The 18,411-nt window shown below is 65.7% G+C and carries 17 protein-coding genes and 5 tRNA genes; 5 read left to right on the top strand and 17 right to left on the bottom strand.

The window, feature by feature from the left end:
• Positions 1-56 precede the first annotated feature (56 nt).
• From ACSVC7_RS09930 to ACSVC7_RS09850, 17 genes are all read right to left on the bottom strand, one after another.
• Entirely contained in the window at positions 57-686 is a 630-nt protein-coding gene (locus ACSVC7_RS09930; RefSeq protein ID WP_448202958.1) for an NADH-quinone oxidoreductase subunit C, read from the bottom strand.
• A 26-nt stretch (positions 687-712) separates the two neighbouring features.
• Entirely contained in the window at positions 713-1,255 is a 543-nt protein-coding gene (locus ACSVC7_RS09925; protein WP_209764320.1) for a NuoB/complex I 20 kDa subunit family protein, read from the bottom strand.
• Positions 1,246-1,614 carry an NADH-quinone oxidoreductase subunit A gene (locus ACSVC7_RS09920; RefSeq protein WP_209764319.1) on the bottom strand — a complete coding sequence of 123 codons (369 nt, stop codon included), beginning with the start codon at positions 1,612-1,614 and terminating at the stop codon, positions 1,246-1,248. The genes ACSVC7_RS09925 and ACSVC7_RS09920 overlap by 10 nt, the downstream gene beginning before the upstream one ends.
• A gap of 302 nt (positions 1,615-1,916) precedes the next feature.
• Positions 1,917-1,993, bottom strand: a tRNA-Asp gene (locus ACSVC7_RS09915).
• A 180-nt stretch (positions 1,994-2,173) separates the two neighbouring features.
• On the bottom strand, positions 2,174-2,398 hold the full coding sequence (locus tag ACSVC7_RS09910; RefSeq protein ID WP_448202959.1) for a hypothetical protein: 225 nt from the start codon (positions 2,396-2,398) through the stop codon (positions 2,174-2,176).
• 140 nt (positions 2,399-2,538) lie between these two features.
• A tRNA-Val gene (locus ACSVC7_RS09905) sits at positions 2,539-2,613 on the bottom strand.
• Positions 2,614-2,702: 89 nt separating this feature from the next.
• Positions 2,703-2,975 carry a non-specific DNA-binding protein Hbs gene (gene hbs / locus ACSVC7_RS09900; RefSeq protein ID WP_209873875.1) on the bottom strand — a complete coding sequence of 91 codons (273 nt, stop codon included), beginning with the start codon at positions 2,973-2,975 and terminating at the stop codon, positions 2,703-2,705.
• Positions 2,976-3,138: 163 nt separating this feature from the next.
• A complete protein-coding gene (gene lon / locus ACSVC7_RS09895) occupies positions 3,139-5,553 on the bottom strand; it encodes an endopeptidase La (RefSeq protein ID WP_448202960.1) in 2,415 nt (804 codons plus the stop codon).
• A 261-nt stretch (positions 5,554-5,814) separates the two neighbouring features.
• The gene (gene clpX, locus ACSVC7_RS09890) at positions 5,815-7,083 is read right to left on the bottom strand and encodes an ATP-dependent Clp protease ATP-binding subunit ClpX (protein ID WP_448202961.1); all 1,269 of its coding nucleotides are present in this window, start codon (positions 7,081-7,083) and stop codon (positions 5,815-5,817) included.
• 283 nt (positions 7,084-7,366) lie between these two features.
• Positions 7,367-7,999, bottom strand: a complete 633-nt coding sequence (gene clpP, locus ACSVC7_RS09885) for an ATP-dependent Clp endopeptidase proteolytic subunit ClpP (RefSeq protein ID WP_448202962.1) — start codon at positions 7,997-7,999, stop codon at positions 7,367-7,369.
• 113 nt (positions 8,000-8,112) lie between these two features.
• On the bottom strand, positions 8,113-9,447 hold the full coding sequence (gene tig, locus ACSVC7_RS09880) for a trigger factor (RefSeq protein ID WP_448202963.1): 1,335 nt from the start codon (positions 9,445-9,447) through the stop codon (positions 8,113-8,115).
• Positions 9,448-9,538: 91 nt separating this feature from the next.
• Positions 9,539-9,623 (bottom strand) — tRNA-Leu (locus ACSVC7_RS09875).
• Positions 9,624-9,759: 136 nt separating this feature from the next.
• Positions 9,760-11,265 carry a malonyl-CoA decarboxylase gene (locus tag ACSVC7_RS09870; RefSeq protein WP_448202964.1) on the bottom strand — a complete coding sequence of 502 codons (1,506 nt, stop codon included), beginning with the start codon at positions 11,263-11,265 and terminating at the stop codon, positions 9,760-9,762.
• A gap of 92 nt (positions 11,266-11,357) precedes the next feature.
• The gene (locus tag ACSVC7_RS09865) at positions 11,358-12,824 is read right to left on the bottom strand and encodes an NAD(P)H-hydrate dehydratase (protein WP_448202965.1); all 1,467 of its coding nucleotides are present in this window, start codon (positions 12,822-12,824) and stop codon (positions 11,358-11,360) included.
• A complete protein-coding gene (locus ACSVC7_RS09860; RefSeq protein WP_448202966.1) occupies positions 12,824-13,606 on the bottom strand; it encodes an HpcH/HpaI aldolase family protein in 783 nt (260 codons plus the stop codon). Before ACSVC7_RS09860 ends, ACSVC7_RS09865 begins: the two co-directional genes overlap by 1 nt.
• Before the next feature lie 99 nt (positions 13,607-13,705).
• Positions 13,706-13,781 (bottom strand) — tRNA-His (locus tag ACSVC7_RS09855).
• Positions 13,782-13,852: 71 nt separating this feature from the next.
• Positions 13,853-13,928: transfer RNA gene (locus tag ACSVC7_RS09850), tRNA-His, on the bottom strand.
• Positions 13,929-14,246: 318 nt separating this feature from the next.
• Here ACSVC7_RS09850 and ACSVC7_RS09845 point away from each other — a divergent pair.
• From ACSVC7_RS09845 to ACSVC7_RS09825, 5 genes are all read left to right on the top strand, one after another.
• Positions 14,247-14,585: a P-II family nitrogen regulator gene (locus ACSVC7_RS09845; RefSeq protein WP_012974531.1), complete on the top strand. Its 339-nt coding sequence runs from the start codon at positions 14,247-14,249 to the stop codon at positions 14,583-14,585.
• A gap of 249 nt (positions 14,586-14,834) precedes the next feature.
• Positions 14,835-16,244, top strand: coding sequence for a type I glutamate--ammonia ligase (gene glnA, locus ACSVC7_RS09840; RefSeq protein ID WP_448202967.1), 1,410 nt, complete (start codon positions 14,835-14,837; stop codon positions 16,242-16,244).
• Between the two features lie 178 nt (positions 16,245-16,422).
• Complete coding sequence (locus ACSVC7_RS09835; protein WP_448202968.1) at positions 16,423-16,830, top strand: ribbon-helix-helix domain-containing protein; 408 nt, start codon at positions 16,423-16,425, stop codon at positions 16,828-16,830.
• Positions 16,831-16,853: 23 nt separating this feature from the next.
• Entirely contained in the window at positions 16,854-18,035 is a 1,182-nt protein-coding gene (locus ACSVC7_RS09830) for an extracellular catalytic domain type 1 short-chain-length polyhydroxyalkanoate depolymerase (RefSeq protein WP_448202969.1), read from the top strand.
• Positions 18,036-18,104: 69 nt separating this feature from the next.
• Positions 18,105-18,365, top strand: coding sequence for a hypothetical protein (locus ACSVC7_RS09825; protein ID WP_448202970.1), 261 nt, complete (start codon positions 18,105-18,107; stop codon positions 18,363-18,365).
• Positions 18,366-18,411: the final 46 nt, after the last annotated feature.

Below are 18,411 nucleotides of genomic sequence, written 5' to 3'. Positions count from 1 at the left end.
GATCTGAGTCTTGCCGGCGGCCTGGCCGGCGCTCGGGTGTGCGGACGTGGCGATGGTCACGGCTTGCTCCCGGTGTCAGGGGCCTGTGCCTTCTCGTCGCCGGGCAGCATGACATTGGTCATGCCCTCCCAGGGGGACAGGAAGTCGAAGGTGCGGAAGTCCTGCGTCAGGCGGACCGGCTCATAGACGACGCGCTTCTGGTCCTCGTCGTAGCGGCACTCGACGTAGCCGGTCAGCGGGAAGTCCTTGCGCAGCGGATGCCCCTCGAAGCCGTAGTCCGTGAGGATTCGGCGCAGGTCCGGATGGTCGGAGAAGAAGACCCCGTACATGTCCCAGGTCTCGCGCTCGAACCAGCTCGCAGCGCTGTAAACCACAACGGCCGAGGGCACCGGGGTGTCCTCATCGGTGGTCAGCTTCACGCGGATTCGCCGGTTGTGCTTGTAGCTCAGGAGATTGTAGACGACCTCGAAGCGCTCCTCGCGCTCCGGCCAATCGACGGCGGTGACGTCCAGCAACTGCTCGAACGAGCAGGCCGGGTCATCCCGCAGAAAGGTGAGCGCCGCGATGACCGCGGGCCGACGCACGGTGACCATCAGCTCGCCGAGCTTGACTTCCACCGTCAGGACGTCGTCGCCGAGCTTCGCGGCGATATGGTCCCCGAGTTCCTTCAACGCCTGTTCGGACATGGGCCAGGACCTGCCTTTTTCTTATATCAGCGAGCGATGCGGTTGCCGCGCCGGATCTTCTTCTGGAGCTGCAGGATGCCGTACACGAGCGCTTCCGCCGTCGGCGGGCAGCCCGGGACGTAGATGTCGACCGGAACGATTCGGTCACACCCGCGCACCACCGAATACGAATAGTGGTAATAGCCGCCGCCGTTCGCGCAGGAGCCCATCGAAATGACCCAGCGCGGTTCCGGCATCTGGTCGTAGACCTTGCGTAGCGCGGGGGCCATCTTGTTGGTCAGCGTGCCGGCCACGATCATGCAGTCCGACTGGCGCGGGCTGGGGCGCGGGATCACGCCGAATCGGTCGAGATCGTACCGGCTCATGTAGGCGTGGATCATTTCCACCGCGCAGCAGGCCAGACCGAAGGTCATCGGCCACAGCGAACCGGTGCGAGCCCAGGCAAGCAGGTCTTCATACTTGGCAGTGATGAAGCCCTTCTCCTGGATCTCCTCGGTGACGGCGCGGAGGTAGGCGTCCTGTTCCGGTCCGGGCGGAATCGGCGCCAGCTTGGCAGCCTCTACTCCCATTCCAGAGCTCCTTTCTTCCACTCATAAATGAAGCCGATGGTCAGGATCCCGAGGAACACGATCATCGACCAGAAGCCGAACATCCCGATGTCGCCGAGGGCGACCGCCCACGGGAACAGGAAGGCCACTTCCAGGTCGAAAATGATGAACAGGATGGAGACCAGGTAAAACCGCACGTCGAATTTCGCGCGGGCGTCCTCGAACGGCTCGAAGCCGCATTCGTAGGGGGAGACCTTTTCGGCGTCCGGGTTTTTCGGGCTGATGACGTAGGACGCGCCGACCATAACAACGGCCAGCACGACACCGATCAGCAGGAACACCAGGATCGGAAGGTACTCAATGATCAGCGGGTTGGTCACCGCGGTCCTCCCATAAGCCCACGCCACGAACTCCGGTACGGCCTTGAATTCGGCCGACGCGCGGTGCCGTGGCTGGAATGCCTTGGATTAGCCCATCAGACGGGCCGGAATATATGACGAGTGCGTGGGCAAGGAAAGCGCTTTGAATCGCTTTCGGCCAATGAATCCACTCTACGGAAAGGAGTGGATGTCCTTGGTATTACCACACATTTTAATACGGTTCCAAGCCCGCCTGACGAAACGGATATAGGCACCGCTCCGACGGTCTTAAAGTTCCATCTTGTGGGTCTTGGAAGGGAAAATGGCGCGAGTGACGGGACTTGAACCCGCGGCCTCCGGCGTGACAGGCCGGCGCTCTAACCAACTGAGCTACACCCGCGCGATACGGCTTTTGAAAAGGCGCGGGCCACAGACAATGACGATCTGGACGGAGCGCTGTTTTCGGGAGCGTTCGTTGCTTCCCACCGTTCGTGGCCGGTTTCTACCCGTCCGGAACTCTGTCTGTCAATCACGAATTCGAAACAAGCGAGGCCGGACCGGCGCCGGCCTCAAGCGCGGATTAGGGGGAATGGGCTTTTCGACGCAACTGGTCGAGGCGATCGAAAGCCAGCAGTGTCGATTCGGACAGTTCACGGTGGTCCACCGCCCCTGCCCCGCCGAACCGGGTCAGCGTCTCCTCAAGGGCACGCGCAAGGTGTTCGGCGACTTCCAACTGTTCCTGCGTCAGCGCCAGATCGAGCGCCTGCAAAATTCGGTCGCCCAGCCTGCGATCGCGGTCAGTCACGCTTTCCTCCCGTAGGTTGGCTTTGCCTGATCGTAGGACCATAGCATGCCGGTCGAAGGAAACGTGGGTTTCGGGCGCGACCAGTGGGCGCAGGGGCACCATGCGGGTACAAAGGCGTTTCTAGAAAAATAAATGCGCGATGGTGGGCGATGAGGGTTTCGAACCCCCGACCCTCTCGGTGTAAACGAGATGCTCTACCGCTGAGCTAATCGCCCGCGCCAACGGGCTCGGCCATGGCCAGAGCCCAAAAGAGAAAGCCGGCCGGTCCAGCCCGGCCGGCGCCACTATGGCCTGGAAGGCCCGATCAGTTCAAGCCGTCCTTGAGCGTCTTGCCGGGCTTGAACTTCGGCTGCTTGGACGCCGGGATGGTGATCTTCTCACCGGTACGGGGATTGCGGCCCTCGCTGGCGGCGCGCTCGGCCACGGCGAACGTGCCGAAGCCGACCAGACGAACTTCGTCGCCCTTCTTCAACGAGTCGGCAATGCCCTCGAAAACCGCGTCGACCGCCTTGGTCGCATCAGTTTTAGACAAACCCGCAGCATCGGCGACATGCGCCACGAGATCATTCTTGTTCACTTAATCCCCCTTCGCAAATCGGCAAAGAAACCAAGAACAAAGCCGCCCCACGACTTTGCTTGCCCAAAGGATAAACACAGCATCGCCCGCCCGTCAATTGGTGACGGGCGGGCGATGTGAGCATACGTCGCAATTTTACGCGGTAAATCCCGAACGACTCGGGTCAGTGCCGGATGACTTCACCCGCGGCGTCGGTCTGCGGCTTGGCAACCGCCGGTTCGACCGAATCCGGTTCGATCCATTCGATCGGTTCCAGCGCGCGGACGAGGGCGTGCTTCAACACATCGTCGACCGTGCTCACCGGAATGATCTCCAGACCGCGCTTCACGTTGTCCGGGATGTCGGCCAGATCCTTTTCGTTGTCCTTCGGAATCAGGACATGCTTCAGGCCACCGCGCAGCGCGGCCAGCAGCTTCTCCTTCAACCCACCGATGGGCAGCACGCGGCCGCGCAGCGTGATCTCGCCGGTCATCGCAACGTCCTTGCGCACCGGAATGGCGGTCAGGACCGAGACGATGGAGGTGATCATCGCGACACCGGCCGACGGACCATCCTTCGGCGTGGCCCCTTCCGGGACGTGGACGTGGATGTCCCGCTTCTCGAAGAGGGTTGGCTTGATCCCGAAAGCCGTCGCGCGCGACTTGACGTAACTCTCGGCCGCCTGAACCGATTCCTTCATCACGTCGCCCAGCTTGCCGGTGGTCGTCACGCGGCCCTTGCCCGGCAGCGTCACCGCTTCGATGGACAGCAGCTCGCCGCCGACCTCGGTCCAGGCAAGACCGGTGGTGACGCCGACCAGATCCTCCAGCTCGGCCTCGCCAAAGTGGAAGCGGCGCACGCCGGCGTACTTGTCCAGGTTCCGCCGCGTGACTGTCACCTTGCCGCCGCTGGAGCCCTTCATCAGGATCTCCTTCACGGCCTTGCGGCAGAGGTTCGCGATCTCGCGCTCCAGGCTGCGGACGCCGGCTTCGCGGGTGTAATAGCGAATCAGGTCGCGCAGCGCGTCGTCGGAAATGGTGAACTCACCCTTCTTCAGACCGTTGGCCTCGATCTGCTTGTCGATGAGGTGCCGCTTGGAGATCTCGACCTTTTCGTCTTCCGTGTAGCCGGCGACGCGGATGATCTCCATACGGTCCAGCAACGGCTGCGGCATGCGCATCGTGTTGGCCGTGCAGACGAACATCACGTCCGACAGGTCGTAGTCGACCTCCAGGTAATGGTCGTTGAAGGTCGCGTTCTGCTCGGGGTCGAGCACTTCCAGCAGGGCCGACGACGGGTCGCCGCGCCAGTCGGCGCCGAGCTTGTCGATCTCGTCCAGCAGGAACAGCGGGTTCGACGACTTCGCCTTCTTCATGCCCTGGATGACCTTGCCGGGCATGGAGCCGATGTAGGTGCGGCGATGGCCGCGAACCTCCGCCTCGTCACGGACGCCGCCGAGCGACATGCGGACGAAGTTGCGGCCCGTAGACTTGGCGATCGACTTGCCCAGCGAGGTCTTGCCGACGCCGGGCGGGCCGACGAGGCAGAGGATCGGACCCTTCACCTTGTTCATGCGGTTCTGGACCGCGAGATACTCAAGGATGCGCTCCTTGACCTTCTCCAGACCGTAGTGATCGGCGTCGAGAACCTTCTGCGCCAGCTTCAGGTCCTTCTTCACCTTGGTGCGCTTCTTCCATGGAATGGACAGCATCCAGTCCAGGTAGTTGCGCACGACGGTGGCTTCCGCCGACATCGGGCTCATGGAGCGCAGCTTCTTCAGCTCGGCCAGGGCCTTGTCGCGGGCTTCCTTGGAGAAGCGGGTCTTGTTGATCTTCTCTTCCAGCTCCGCCGACTCGTCGCGGCCGTCCTCGGTCTCGCCGAGTTCCTTCTGGATGGCTTTCAGCTGTTCGTTGAGGTAGTACTCGCGCTGGGTCTTCTCCATCTGCCGCTTCACGCGGTTGCGGATGCGCTTTTCCACCTGCAACACGCCGATCTCGCCCTCCATGAAGGCGTAGACCCGCTCCAGCCGCTCCGACACGGTGGCGCATTCCAGAAGCTGCTGCTTTTCCGGAATCTTGAGGGCGAGGTGCGATGCCACGGTGTCGGCCAGCTTGCCGGCCTCCTCGATCTGGTTGATCGAGACCAGCACCTCGGGCGGGATTTTCTTGTTGAGCTTGATGTACTGCTCGAACTGGGACACCACGGCCCGGCCGAGCGCTTCAAGCTCCTGGCTCTCGCCCACCTTCTCCTCGACGAGGTCGGCGTAGGCCTGGAAGAAATCCTCGTTCTCGGCGAACTTGGTGATGGACGCCCGCTGGCCGCCCTCCACCAGAACCTTGACCGTCCCGTCGGGCAGCTTCAGCAGCTGCAGCACGGTGCCGACGGTGCCGACGCTGTAGATGTCGGCCGGGGTCGGGTCGTCCTGCGCGGCGTTCTTCTGGGTGACGAGAAGGATCTGCTTGTCGTCCTTCATCACGTCTTCCAGGGCGCGCACGGATTTCTCGCGGCCGACGAACAGCGGCACGATCATGTGGGGGAACACCACGATGTCGCGCAGCGGCAGGACCGGATAGAGGGCACCACGGGGGATTTCGATCATTGATTGGGCCTCTTGATTGGATCGCCGTCAGCCCGGGATGGGCCTGAGGGGAGCCCGGCCTCGGGGATGAGCGCTGGGCACGTAACCGGCACGCTTTCTAACGTGGCACAGCCCTACGCCCCCTTCAAGGGGCTGAAAGTCAAGATTCGACCCTGCTTAGGGACAAAACGACAGCAAAACGGGCGCGTCTTCACGCGCCCGTCTGCATATTACCGTCCGTAGGACCAAGAATGTCCAATGCCGGATATTTAGGCAGTCACTTCAAGCACCCGGAGCTTGTTGCTCGCCGCGGCGTTCGGCATGAACGTAGAGCGGCTTTGCACGCCCTTCGACCACTTCCTTGTTCACGAGGATGCTTTCGACACCGGAGAGACCCGGCAGATCGAACATCGGGTCGAGCAGGATCGATTCCATGATCGACCGCAGGCCGCGGGCACCGGTCTTCCGCTGAATCGCCTTATGGGCGATGTTCTTCAGCGCGTCGTCGGAGAACTCCAGACGGACATCCTCCATCTCGAACAGGCGCTGGTACTGCTTGACCAGCGCGTTCTTCGGACGGGTCAGAATTTCGACCAGCGCGCTCTCGTCCAGGTCGGCCAGGGTGGCAACGACCGGCAGACGGCCGACGAACTCGGGGATCAGGCCGAACTTCAGCAGGTCCTCGGGCTCCACCTCGCGCAGGATGTCGCCGGTGGTCCGCTCGTCCGGGCCGCGCACGTCGGCGCCGAAGCCGATCGAGGTGCCCTTGCCGCGCTGGGCGATGATCTTGTCGAGGCCGGCGAAGGCGCCGCCGCAGATGAACAGGATGTTGGTCGTGTCGACCTGGAGGAATTCCTGCTGCGGGTGCTTGCGGCCGCCCTGCGGAGGCACGGAGGCGACGGTGCCTTCCATGATCTTCAGCAGAGCCTGCTGCACGCCCTCGCCCGACACGTCGCGGGTGATCGACGGGTTGTCGGACTTGCGGCTGATCTTGTCGACCTCGTCGATGTAGACGATGCCGCGCTGCGCCCGTTCGACGTTGTAGTCGGCGGCCTGCAGGAGCTTCAGGATGATGTTCTCGACGTCCTCACCCACATAGCCCGCCTCGGTCAGGGTCGTGGCGTCGGCCATGGTGAAGGGCACGTCGATGATTCGGGCGAGCGTCTGGGCGAGCAGCGTCTTGCCGCAGCCGGTGGGGCCGATCAGCAGGATGTTGGACTTCGCCAGTTCGACGTCGTTGTGCTTGGTGCCGTGCGCCAACCGCTTGTAGTGGTTGTGCACCGCGACCGAAAGGACGCGCTTGGCATGGTCCTGGCCGATCACGTAATCGTCCAGCACCGCATGGATGTCGCGCGGGGTCGGCACGCCGTCGCGGGACTTCACGAGGGTCGTCTTGTTCTCCTCGCGAATGATGTCCATGCACAGCTCGACGCATTCATCGCAGATGAACACCGTCGGACCGGCAATCAGCTTGCGGACCTCGTGCTGGCTCTTGCCGCAGAAGGAGCAGTAGAGCGTGTTCTTCGAATCGCCGCTGCTGGACTTGCTCATCGGTACTCCGTCATCTCGCGGGGGACTCATCCGTTACCAGTCAACCGCCTGCGGCGTCCCCCGACGCCGGTCCTTTCAAAGGTTGTCTCGGGCAGCGCCCTCGACAAGGTTAACGCATCCGCTCTCACGCTGTCGAACCCGACCGGGTCGATCCGGTTCCCTGTCATTCAACAACAGGGAACCGGAGCAATCAATCATTAGTTCGTCCGCCCACCGGGTGGCCAGCCTGGTGCCCCCCCTGGAGCATCCGTGAGAACCCCTCAGGATGCCGTGGCGGAACGCGTCAGGATGCGTTGTCGCCCGCCGCGCCCGGACGCTTCTCGACGACCTCGTCGATCAGGCCGAAGGTCTTGGCCTCTTCCGGCGACATGAACTTGTCACGCTCCATGGCCGCCTCGATGGTGTCCAGGGTCTGGCCGGTGTGCTTGACGTAGATGTCGTTCAGGCGCGAGCGCAGCTTCAGGATTTCCTGCGCCTGGATCTCGATGTCCGAGGCCTGGCCCTGGGCGCCGCCCGACGGCTGGTGGATCATGATGCGGCTGTTGGGCAGCGAGAAGCGCTTGCCCGGCGCGCCGGCGGCGAGCAGCAGCGAGCCCATGGAGGCCGCCTGCCCCATGCACACCGTGGACACCTGCGGACGGATGTACTGCATGGTGTCGTAGATGGCGAGACCGGCCGAGACGTAGCCGCCCGGCGAATTGATGTACAGCGCGATGTCCTTGCTCGGGTTTTCCGACTCAAGGAACAGAAGCTGCGAGCAGATCAGGCTGGCGACGGCGTCGTTCACGCCACCGATCAGGAAGATGATCCGCTCCTTCAGCAGGCGCGAATAAATGTCGTACGCCCGTTCGCCCCGGTTGGTCTGCTCGATGACCATCGGGACCAGAGCATTCATCTTCGGTTCGAAGTCGTACATGTTGTTCTTCCCTGCCCCCGCAGCTCGTTCACGGCCCTAATGGCTTACTTCGAAGCTTCATATAGGTACGGAACGGGGCGACCGGTAGGCCGCCCCGTATCCTTTCTTGACGGTTAGGCCGCGTCGGCCTCTTCGTCAGGCTCCTTCATAAGCTCTTCGGCGGAGACCGTCTTCTCGTTCACCTTGGCAAGCTCAAGGATATGATCGACGACCTTGTCCTCGAAGATCGGGGCGCGGAGGTTCTCCAGCGCTTCCCGGTTCTGCTTGAAGAAGTCGAACACCTGGCGCTCCTGGCCCGGGAACCGGCGCGCCTCGGCGATCAGGGCGCGGTTGATCTCGTCCTGGGTCACCTGGATGTCGTTGCGGCGGCCGACCTCGGACAGCAGCAGGCCCAGGCGCACGCGGCGCTCGGCGATGCCGCGGTACTCGGCCTTCAGCTCGTCCTCGGACTTGCCGGCGTCCTCACCGGCGGTGCCGTTCTTCAGCTCCTGCTGGAGGCGCTGCCAGATGCCCTCGAACTCGACGTCCACCATGCCCGGCGGCACCTCGAAGGAGTGGCCCTCGGCCAGCTTGTCGAGGAGCTGGCGCTTCACGCGCAGGCGCGACACGTTCGCGTACTCGCTCTTGATGCGGTCGCGGATGGCCTCGCGCAGCTTCTCCAGGCTCTCCATGCCGAACTCCTTGGCGAGGTCGTCGTTGACCTCGGCCGGGACGTTCTTGCGGAGTTCCTTCACGTCGACCTCGAACACCGTCTCGGCGCCCTTCAGGCGGTCGTGCGGGTAGTCGGCCGGGAAGGTCACGGTGATGGAGCGGTGCTCGCCGACCTTGGCGCCGATGAGCTGCTCCTCGAAGCCCGGGACGAACTGACCGGCGCCCAGCTCCAGCGGATAGTCCTTGCCGTCCATGCCCGGCAGGGCCTCGCCGCCGACGGTGCCGGCGAAGTCGATCACGGCGATGTCGCCCTTCTCAGCCGGACGGTCCTCGGTGACCGGGGCCTGGACGGAGTGGGCCGACGCCAGACGGGTCACCGCCTCGTCCACCGCCTTGTCGTCCACCTCGGCGACCGGCTTCTCAAGCTCGATGGCGCCGAAGTCGCCCGGCTCGATGTCCGGCAGAAGCTCGACGCCCATCTTGTAGGACAGGTCGCCGCCTTCCTCGTACTTCTCGACCTCGATCTTCGGCTGCATGGCGATGCGCAGGCCGCGCTCGCTCAGCGCCTGGCGCGAGCTGTCGGCGATGGCGTCTTCCAGGGCCTCGGCCAGCACGCTGCCGCCGTAGCGCTGCTTGATCACGGCGACCGGCACCTTGCCCGGACGGAAGCCGGGGAGCTGCACCGTCTGGCGCAGCTCTTCGAGCCGGCCCTGCACCTTCTGTTCGATATCCTGGGCGGAAATGACGACCTTGTACTCGCGCTTCAGGCCGTCGGCGCTGGTCTCGGTGATGTTCATCGGAACGAAAGCCTATCTCGTTGTCCGGCCCGGCGGCGCCCGTCCGGGCGGCCCGAAACCGTGTGTTCCCATGCGGTCCAAGGGGTTGCCATGGTGCGGGCGAAGGGACTTGAACCCATACGACCGAAGTCACTGGAACCTAAATCCAGCGCGTCTACCAATTCCGCCACGCCCGCAATGGCAAAGACAGCGCGCGACGGGTGCGGAACACCCGCCGGACTGCCGGCGAAGTCCGCTCTATAGCACAGGGTTCGCGCCGCAAACAGGCAAAATGGGCGCTTGGCCCGATGCTTTTGGGGGGAGTGCTGCGCCTCATGAGCCGCCCTTGGCCAGGGACCGGATGGAGGAGGAGGCGTTGACCTTTCCCTCTCCCGTGTAGGCCTCGTGGTTGGCGTCGATTTCGGCCAATTTGTACCGGTAATTGATCATCAGGCCGCAGGATTGCTTCAGCCCCTTGGGCGAGGTGTCGGCCAGCCAGTTCAGCCGTTCCATGCGGGCGCCGTTGCTCAGGTGGAAGTGCGCCACCGGGTCCAGGGCACGGGCGCGCGGGGAATCGGGCCGCTCGCTGCGGCGGTCGGACGCGCGCGCCGTGGTAAGGTAGAGCGCGCACAGGCGGGTCAACGGCCCGCGCAGGCGCTTCTGCAAGGACTCGTCCGCCTGCCATCCGGGAATGGCCAGCGCCGCGGCCAGCGGGTGCGTGCCGTCGAGGTCCGAGTCGTGCTTCGCCAGTTCCTCCGCGAGGCGTTCGGATTCCGGCGGCGTGAGCAGGGCGTCGCCCCCCTCGGCCAGTTCCTTGTCCATCCAGCGGCGGAAGCCGGGAATCGGGGACAGGGTTGCGAAGTATTTGATGTTCGGGAACTCGGTCGTCAGACCGTCCACCACCCGCTTGATGAGGAAGTTGCCGAAGCTGATGCCGGCCAGCCCGACCTGCGCGTTGGAGATGGAGTAGAAGATGGCGCTGTCGGCGCTCTTCGGGTCGCAGACCGGCGCCGACGGGTCGAGCAGCGCCTGCACGTTGTCGGACATCCCCTGCACCAGCGCGACCTCGACGAAGATCAGCGGCTCGTTCGGCATGCGCGGGTGGAAGAAGGCGAAGCAGCGGCGGTCGGAGTCGAGGCGGTCCTTCAGATCCTGCCAGCCGCTGATCTCGTGCACCGCCTCATACTTGATCAGCTTCTCCAGCAGGGAGGCCGGGCTGTCCCAGGTGATCCGGTGCATCTCCAGGAAGCCGACGTCGAACCAGTTCCGCAGCAGGCTTTTCAGGTCATCTTCCAGCGCTTGGAGAAGCGGTTCGCCGCGCGCCATCTCCATCAGTTCGGCGCGCAGGTCCACCAGGAATTTCACGCCTTCGGGCAGGCCGTTGAACTGGGTCAGCAGGCGCAGGCGCGGCGGCTCCAGGGCGCGCCGCAGGGCGCGCTCGGCATGCCCCCGCGCCACCGGGTCGGTGGCGGCGAGGAACACGGCCATGGCCTGATCCACGGCGGCGCGGTCCACGTCGAAGTCGCGGGCCAGCATCATCAGGAAATTGCGCCGCCCCTTCGGGTCGAGCGCCAGGTAGGTGCGGCCGAGCTGCGCTGCGCGGGCTCGCGCCGACACCTCGCCACCCCGGCCTTCCAGGCAGGCTTCGATCTGTTCCTTGAGTCGCTCCGCATCCTCCTTGGGAAGGGAGGCGCGCGGCGGGGCGCCGACGACACCGCGCGCCGAAGCGGCGATCTCGCGCCAACGGGCGCGCAGGCTGTCCAGCGTACGGTCGAGCAGGCCCGGCTGCGGCGGCGCGGTCGGGGCGGACTCGGTGGAGATATCCGGCGTGTCGCTCATAATTGGAGTCTGGCGCGGGAGCGGCGCATGGGCAAGCGGTTGCTTCAGCGCAGTCCCGAGGGGTAAGGCCACATGCCCAACGGGGTGTAGCCCTAAATTCCGCCGGACTTCAGCCGCTTCAACACGCCCGGCAGCGCGTCGGGAAGGTCTTCCGCGATCAGCCCCGGCCCCACAGCGTTGGCGGATTCGCCGTGCAGCCAGACCGCCGCGCAGGCCGCATCGAACGCGTCCATGCCTTGCGCCAACAGCCCGAGCGCCATTCCGGCCAGCACGTCCCCGGAGCCGGCGGTGGCAAGGTCGGGCGGCGCGTTCGCGTTGATGACCGCACGTCCGTCCGGCACCGCGACGACCGTGTCCGCACCTTTGATGAGCACCACCGCGCCGCTGCGCTCTGCGGCCGCGCGGGCACGTGACAGTTTGCCGCCCTCCCCGTTGGCTATGCCCGGGAAAATCCGCGCGAACTCGCCCTCGTGCGGGGTCAGCAGGCAGCGATCGCTCAATCGGTCGAGCAGATCGGGCGGCGAGCCGGCAAAGCTCGTCAGCGCATCGGCGTCCAGAACGCAGGCCTTCCCCGCCGCCAGAGCGGCCAGCGTGCGGGCGCGGGTGCCAGGCCCGACTCCCGCCCCCGGCCCCAGCAGCGCGGCGTTCTTCCGCGAATCGGAAAGCAGAGCCTCAAACGCCGTGTCGTCCGCCACGGCATCCACGATCAGGCTCGGTGACGCGGCGGCGTAGATCGGCACGGCGTCCGGCGGACAGGCCACAGTCACCAGCCCGGCCCCGGCGCGCAGGGCCGCCCGCGCGGCCAGCCTCCCCGCCCCCGTCATCCGTGCGCCGCCAAGGACGACCGCATGCCCCCGCGCGTATTTGTGCGCGTCGAGCCTCGGCCACGGGTAGCGCCGGCGCCACAGGGCGGAGCTGTTGATGAAAGTCTTCGGGTCGATGCTGTCCAGCACCGTGTCGGGAATGCCGATGTCCGCGACCATCACCTCGCCGCACAGGGAACGTCCCGGAAGCAGCAGGTGGCCCGGCTTCTTGCGGAAGAAGGTCACGGTCAGCGCCGCCTGGGGCGCCACGCCCATCACCTCCCCGGAATCGCCATGCACGCCGCTCGGCACATCCACGGCGACCACCGTCCGCCCGTCCATCGCCTCGACGATGGCCCGCGCCATGCCCTCCAGCGGGCGCGCCAGCCCGGCGCCGAAGAGGGCATCGATGACCAGCGGGTTGCCGTCGAGGATGGCCGGATCGGCCGCTTCCACCGGCCCGCCCCAGCGCTCCGCCGCCACCGCCGCGTCACCACGCAGCGCGGACCGGGAGCCCAGCAGCGCCAGCCGCACCGGCCAGCCGGCCTCCAGCAGCAGGCGCGCGATGACGAAGCCGTCGCCGCCGTTGTTGCCCGGACCGCACAGCACGGTCGTCGGGTGCGGTGCCCAGCGTTCGAACACCGCGCGGGCGACGGCGGCGCCGGCCGCCTCCATCAGCACCGGGCCGGGCACGCCGCCCGCCATGGTCAGCGCGTCCGCCCGATACATCTCCGCGACGGAAAGCAGCTCGTCCATCACGCGCCTCCAGTCGCCTTGCGGAAAGCCTCCACCTGAGCCAGCGCGCCGGTGCGCATGAATCCGATGTCGCCGCCGGAGACGACCAATTGCGCACCCGCGGCGACCAGGGTCTCCAGGGGCCGGTTCTTCACCGGGATGGTGCCGTAGAGCTTGCCGGACGCCAGGATCGCCCGTTCCGCCCGCTCCAGCAGGTTCAGAACCTCCGGTTCGTCGAAGCGGCCGAGTCGCCCAAAGCTACCGGACAGGTCGTAGGGTCCGACGAACAGCATGTCCACGCCGTCCACCGCGGCGATCTCGGGAATTGCCTCGATCGCGTCCAGGGTCTCGATCTGGCAGATGATGAAGAGTTCGTCGGCGCAGGCGTCGCGGTACCGCTCGCCGCACAGGCCGTAATCGGCGCCGCGCGCCATGCCGTAGGCCGCCCCGCGAACCCCGCCCGGCGGGTAGCGGCAGGCGGCGACCGCCGCCCGCGCCTCGGCCGCCGAATTCACGGCGGGGATCATGATGCCCTCCACGCCGATGTCGAGCGCGCGCTTGATGTAGACCGGATCGTTCGCCGGCACCCGCATCAGCGCCGTGCAGCCGGTGCCCGACAATGCCTGCAAAAGCGCCAGACCGTTGGACAGCGCGCCCGGACCATGCTCATGGTCGATGACGGCGCAATCGTAGCCGGCCAGCCCGACGATCTCCGCCGCGACCGGGCTCATCATGTCGAGCCAGCAGCCCAGCGCCGGGCGTCCCTGGGCAAGCGCGCGCTTCAGCCTGTTTTCACGAAACATGAATGTCCTCCCGAACGGCGGCTGGCGCAGCATAGGCGCTGGGCCGGCCCGAGAGAAGCCGACCGCATGGGGAGGATCGAATTTCAAGGGGGAGGAAGGTGGGGCGATGGATGGGACTCGAACCCACGACCACTCGGACCACAACCGAGGGCTCTACCAACTGAGCTACCATCGCCACAGCAGGACGCGCAGAAAACGACCGGCGGGTTGCCGGGGACGCGTCGAGCGAACATTTAAAAAAGAGAATGGGGCGATGGATGGGACTCGAACCCACGACCACTCGGACCACAACCGAGGGCTCTACCAACTGAGCTACCATCGCCGCAGCGGGGCCGCTTATTTGCCCCATCGGTGTTGGCCGGTCAAGCGCTGTTTTCGCCTTCCCGAAAAAATTCCAGCCTACCCCGTCCGAGCGGACAACCACCGCGGATGGCTTGCACGAAATGCACAAATATTGTTCACTTCGCCGCATCCGTCGGCAGCCTCGTGCCGTCGCCGGTGGCATCGCCCCCGCGCCGGACCGCATCCTGCGCTGTCGGACCGCAGGCCCCACGCTTGGCACGGCGCGTGCTAACGAACGGGCGTCGGCAGAGCCGTGGACGGTGCCTGCCGGCGTTGGCACCTCGTACACGAGAGACCCATGAAGAAGATCGAAGCCATCATTAAGCCGTTCAAGCTGGACGAGGTGAAGGAAGCTCTTCACGAAGTCGGCATCAAGGGCATCACCGTCACCGAGGCCAAGGGCTTCGGCCGCCAGAAGGGTCACACCGAGCTGTACCGCGGCGCGGAGTATGTGGTCGACTTCCTGCCGAAGGTGAAGATCGAGGTGGTGATGGAAGACTCCCTGGTCGAGCGGGCGATCGAGGCGATCCAGCAGGCCGCCCACACCGGCCGCATCGGCGACGGCAAGATCTTCGTCACCCCCGTGGAAGAAGTGGTCCGCATCCGGACCGGCGAGAAGGGTGCCGACGCGATCTGATCGCGCCGGACACGCCCCCGCTCCCCTGCCAACATGAACCCTTGTCCCCGCCTCCGCCGACCGGCACGGCGCGCACCGCACGGTGATATTCGTTCGCGAAACCCCATCGGCGCGCGACTTTTTGTGCTGTCTCGTTGTGTGCGCGGAAAAGGCATGACATAACGTCCGCCGCGAGCGCCGTCACCCGCCCCATCCCACGGTCGGTTTGACGCTGCGGGACCCAAACCTCTTAAGCGTGGAAAAAGAGATATGTCCGACATCAGCAAGGTCTTCGACCTGATCAAGGAACACGACGTCAAGTACGTGGACCTCCGCTTCACCGACCCGCGCGGCAAGCTGCACCACACCGCCCAGCACGTCTCCACCATCGATGAGGACGTGTTCGAGGACGGCATCATGTTCGACGGTTCGTCGATCGCCGGCTGGAAGGCGATCAACGAGTCGGACATGATCCTCCAGCTCGACCCGACCACCGCCGTCATGGACCCGTTCTCGGCCCAGCCGACGCTGAACATCCTCTGCGACGTGTACGAGCCGTCGACCGGCCAGCCCTACGCCCGCTGCCCGCGCGGCATCGCGAAGGCCGCCGAGAAGTACATGGCGTCGGCCGGCATCGGCGACACCGCCTTCTTCGGCCCGGAAGCCGAGTTCTTCGTCTTCGACGACGTCAAGTTCAAGGTCGAGATGAACAAGGTCTCCTACGAGTTCGACTCGGAGGAAGGCCCGTACACCTCGGACAAGGACTATGAGGACGGCAACCTGGCGCACCGTCCGGGCGTCAAGGGCGGCTACTTCCCGGTCGCTCCGGTCGACAGCGGCTCGGACCTGCGCGCCGAGATGCTGAGCGTCCTGGCCGAAATGGGCGTCCCGGTCGAGAAGCACCACCACGAGGTGGCCGCCTCGCAGCACGAGCTGGGCATCAAGTTCGACACGCTGGTCCGCACCGGCGACAACATGCAGTACTACAAGTACGTCGTGCACAACGTCGCGCACGCGTACGGCAAGACCGCGACCTTCATGCCGAAGCCGGTCTTCGGCGACAATGGTTCGGGCATGCACTGCCACCAGTCGATCTGGAAGGAAGGCCAGCCGCTGTTCGCCGGCAACCAGTACGCCGACCTGTCGGAGATGGCGCTGTACTACATCGGCGGCATCATCAAGCACGCCAAGGCGCTGAACGCCTTCACCAACCCGTCGACCAACTCCTACAAGCGTCTGGTCCCGGGCTATGAGGCCCCGGTTCTGCTGGCCTACTCGGCCCGCAACCGCTCGGCGTCCTGCCGCATCCCGTACGTTGCTTCGCCGAAGGGCAAGCGCGTCGAGGTCCGCTTCCCCGACCCGTCGGCCAACCCGTACCTGGCCTTCGCCGCCATGCTGATGGCCGGCCTCGATGGCATCCAGAACAAGATCCATCCGGGCGACGCCATGGACAAGAACCTGTACGACCTGCCGGCCGAAGAGCTGGCCAAGGTTCCGACGGTTTGCGGCTCGCTGCGCGAGGCCCTGGACAGCCTGAAGGCCGACAGCGCCTTCCTGCAGAAGGGCGACGTGTTCACCAAGGACATGATCGAGTCCTACATCGAGCTGCGCACCGAGGAGCTGCTGGCCTTCGAGACCATGCCGCACCCGATCGAGTACAAGATGTACTACTCGGTCTGATATCGGACCGCCGGCGGTTCCGCCCTGCCCTTGCGGCGCGGCGGAATCGTGGCGGGCCAGCCGGGAAAGCCCCGTCGGCAGCGATGCCGGCGGGGCTTTTTCTTTGCTGCGGTCTCTTGATATCCGCCGCCGCCCCCTCACTTACCATCCCAGTGGATGGTACAGAGATGGGAATAGGATGGCCGAGGTTCGCCCAAAGGCTACGGACAGCGAAAAGATCACGATCAACCTCGGCTATGTCGATCTCGGCCACGTCGACCTGCTGGTGCAGGAGGGATTCTACTCCAACCGCACCGACTTCATCCGGACGGCCATCCGCAACCAGATCGACCGGCACGGCGATGTCGTCCGGCAGGCGGTGGCGCGCAAGAGCGTCGACCTTGGCCTGCGGCACTACACCCGCGCCGACCTTGAGGCCGCGCAGGACGCTGGGGAAATGTTGCACATCCGCGTCCTCGGCCTCGCCACCATCGCACCGGACGTCACCCCCGAACTCGCCCGCGCGACCATCGCTTCGGTCGCCGTGCTGGGGGCGCTCCACGCCAGCCCCGCGGTCAAGGCGGCGCTCGCCGACCGCATGCGCTGATACAGCACGGAAAGCACAGCACCATGATGCCCAAGATGCCCCCCGAGATGGCCGAGGCCACCCGCCTGACCCGCGCCGGACGGCTCGCCGAAGCGACATCGCTCATTCAGCGCCTGTTGCGGGGCGGACAGCCGAATGCCCAGCCATCTCCGGACCGCACGTCCTCCCCACCCACCGTCGACGCGGAGGCCGTCACCATCGACGTGACCGAACCGGCCTCAAATCCGGAACCGCGCCGACCCGGCCTGAAGGACATTCTGCGCGACCTCGTCGCCCGCGTGGCACCCTCCAGCCGCGAGCAGCGGGAAACCCCGCATACGCATACGCCCCAGCCCGGCGCTGGCGCCTTCCTGGCCGCCACATTCACGAACGAGGCCGGAACCCGGGGCTACAAGCTGTACATCCCCGCCAATCACAGCGGCCGGCCGCTTCCGCTGGTGGTCATGCTGCATGGCTGCACGCAGTCGCCGGACGATTTCGCCGCCGGGACGCGCATGAACAGCCTTGCCGAAGAGTATGGTTGCATCATCGCCTACCCCTCGCAGGCGCAGAAATTCAATCCGCAGAAATGCTGGAACTGGTTCAGCGCCGATCACCAGAAACGCGACCTCGGCGAGCCCTCGCTGATCGCTGGGATCACGCGCCGGATCATGCAGGAACATCCGGTGGACCCGGACCGGATCTATGTGGCCGGACTGTCGGCCGGCGGCGCGATCGCGGCCATCATGGGCGCCACCTACCCGGACCTCTACGCGGCGGTCGGCGTCCATTCCGGCCTGCCGGTTGGGTCAGCCACCGGCATCCCGTCCGCCCTCGCGGCGATGAAGCGGGGCGCGTCTCCGGCCGTTCGCCGGATCCGCGGGCCGGCCGTGCCGACCATCGTCTTCCACGGCGACCAGGACAGCACCGTCCATCCCAGCAATGGCGACAGCGTCACCGCCCAGGCCTTGGCCTCGGCCAAGGGTCTGACCGCCACGGTGGAAAGCGGGCAGGCGCCGGGCGGCCACCGCTTCACCCGCACCGTCCACGCGACTTCCGCCGGGTCGGCGGTTTGCGAGCAATGGGTCGTCCACGGCAGCGGCCACGCCTGGTCCGGCGGCAGCCCGGCCGGGTCCTACACCGACCCCCAGGGTCCGGACGCCGCGCGGGAGATGCTGCGCTTCTTCCTGCAGCACGCGCGGACCGAAGCCGGCCGGCCGCAGTGAACAGCTTTTGACCGCCCCCTTTTCGGGCCACCCGTGCCATACTCCCCAGCGCTCCCGATCTCCTTTGCCATGTCCATGCGCTTCGTCACCCTCCTCATCGCCGGCCTTCTGATCCCCTCGGCCGTGAACGCCGCGAACGTCTCGTCCGGTCAGGCCGAGGCGAAGGAGGCCGCACGGTCGCTGGGGAACTGCACGCCGGCCAAGGTGGAGGTGATGCGCTACGCGGTCGGGCGGGAAGGCTCGTCGGTCTTCAAGGTGAACTGCACGGAGGACAAGGAGGCCTTCGTGCTGGTGCAGTGCCGCTCGCGGATTTGCACGCTGTTGCGCTGATTCACATCTTTTTAACGACGCCCCTCTGGAATCGGTGCGGCGAGAC

The organism is Azospirillum mesophilum (assembly GCF_053470405.2).
Note: the sequence above shows the minus strand (reverse complement) of the source record. Positions and strands in the feature narration are given on the sequence as shown.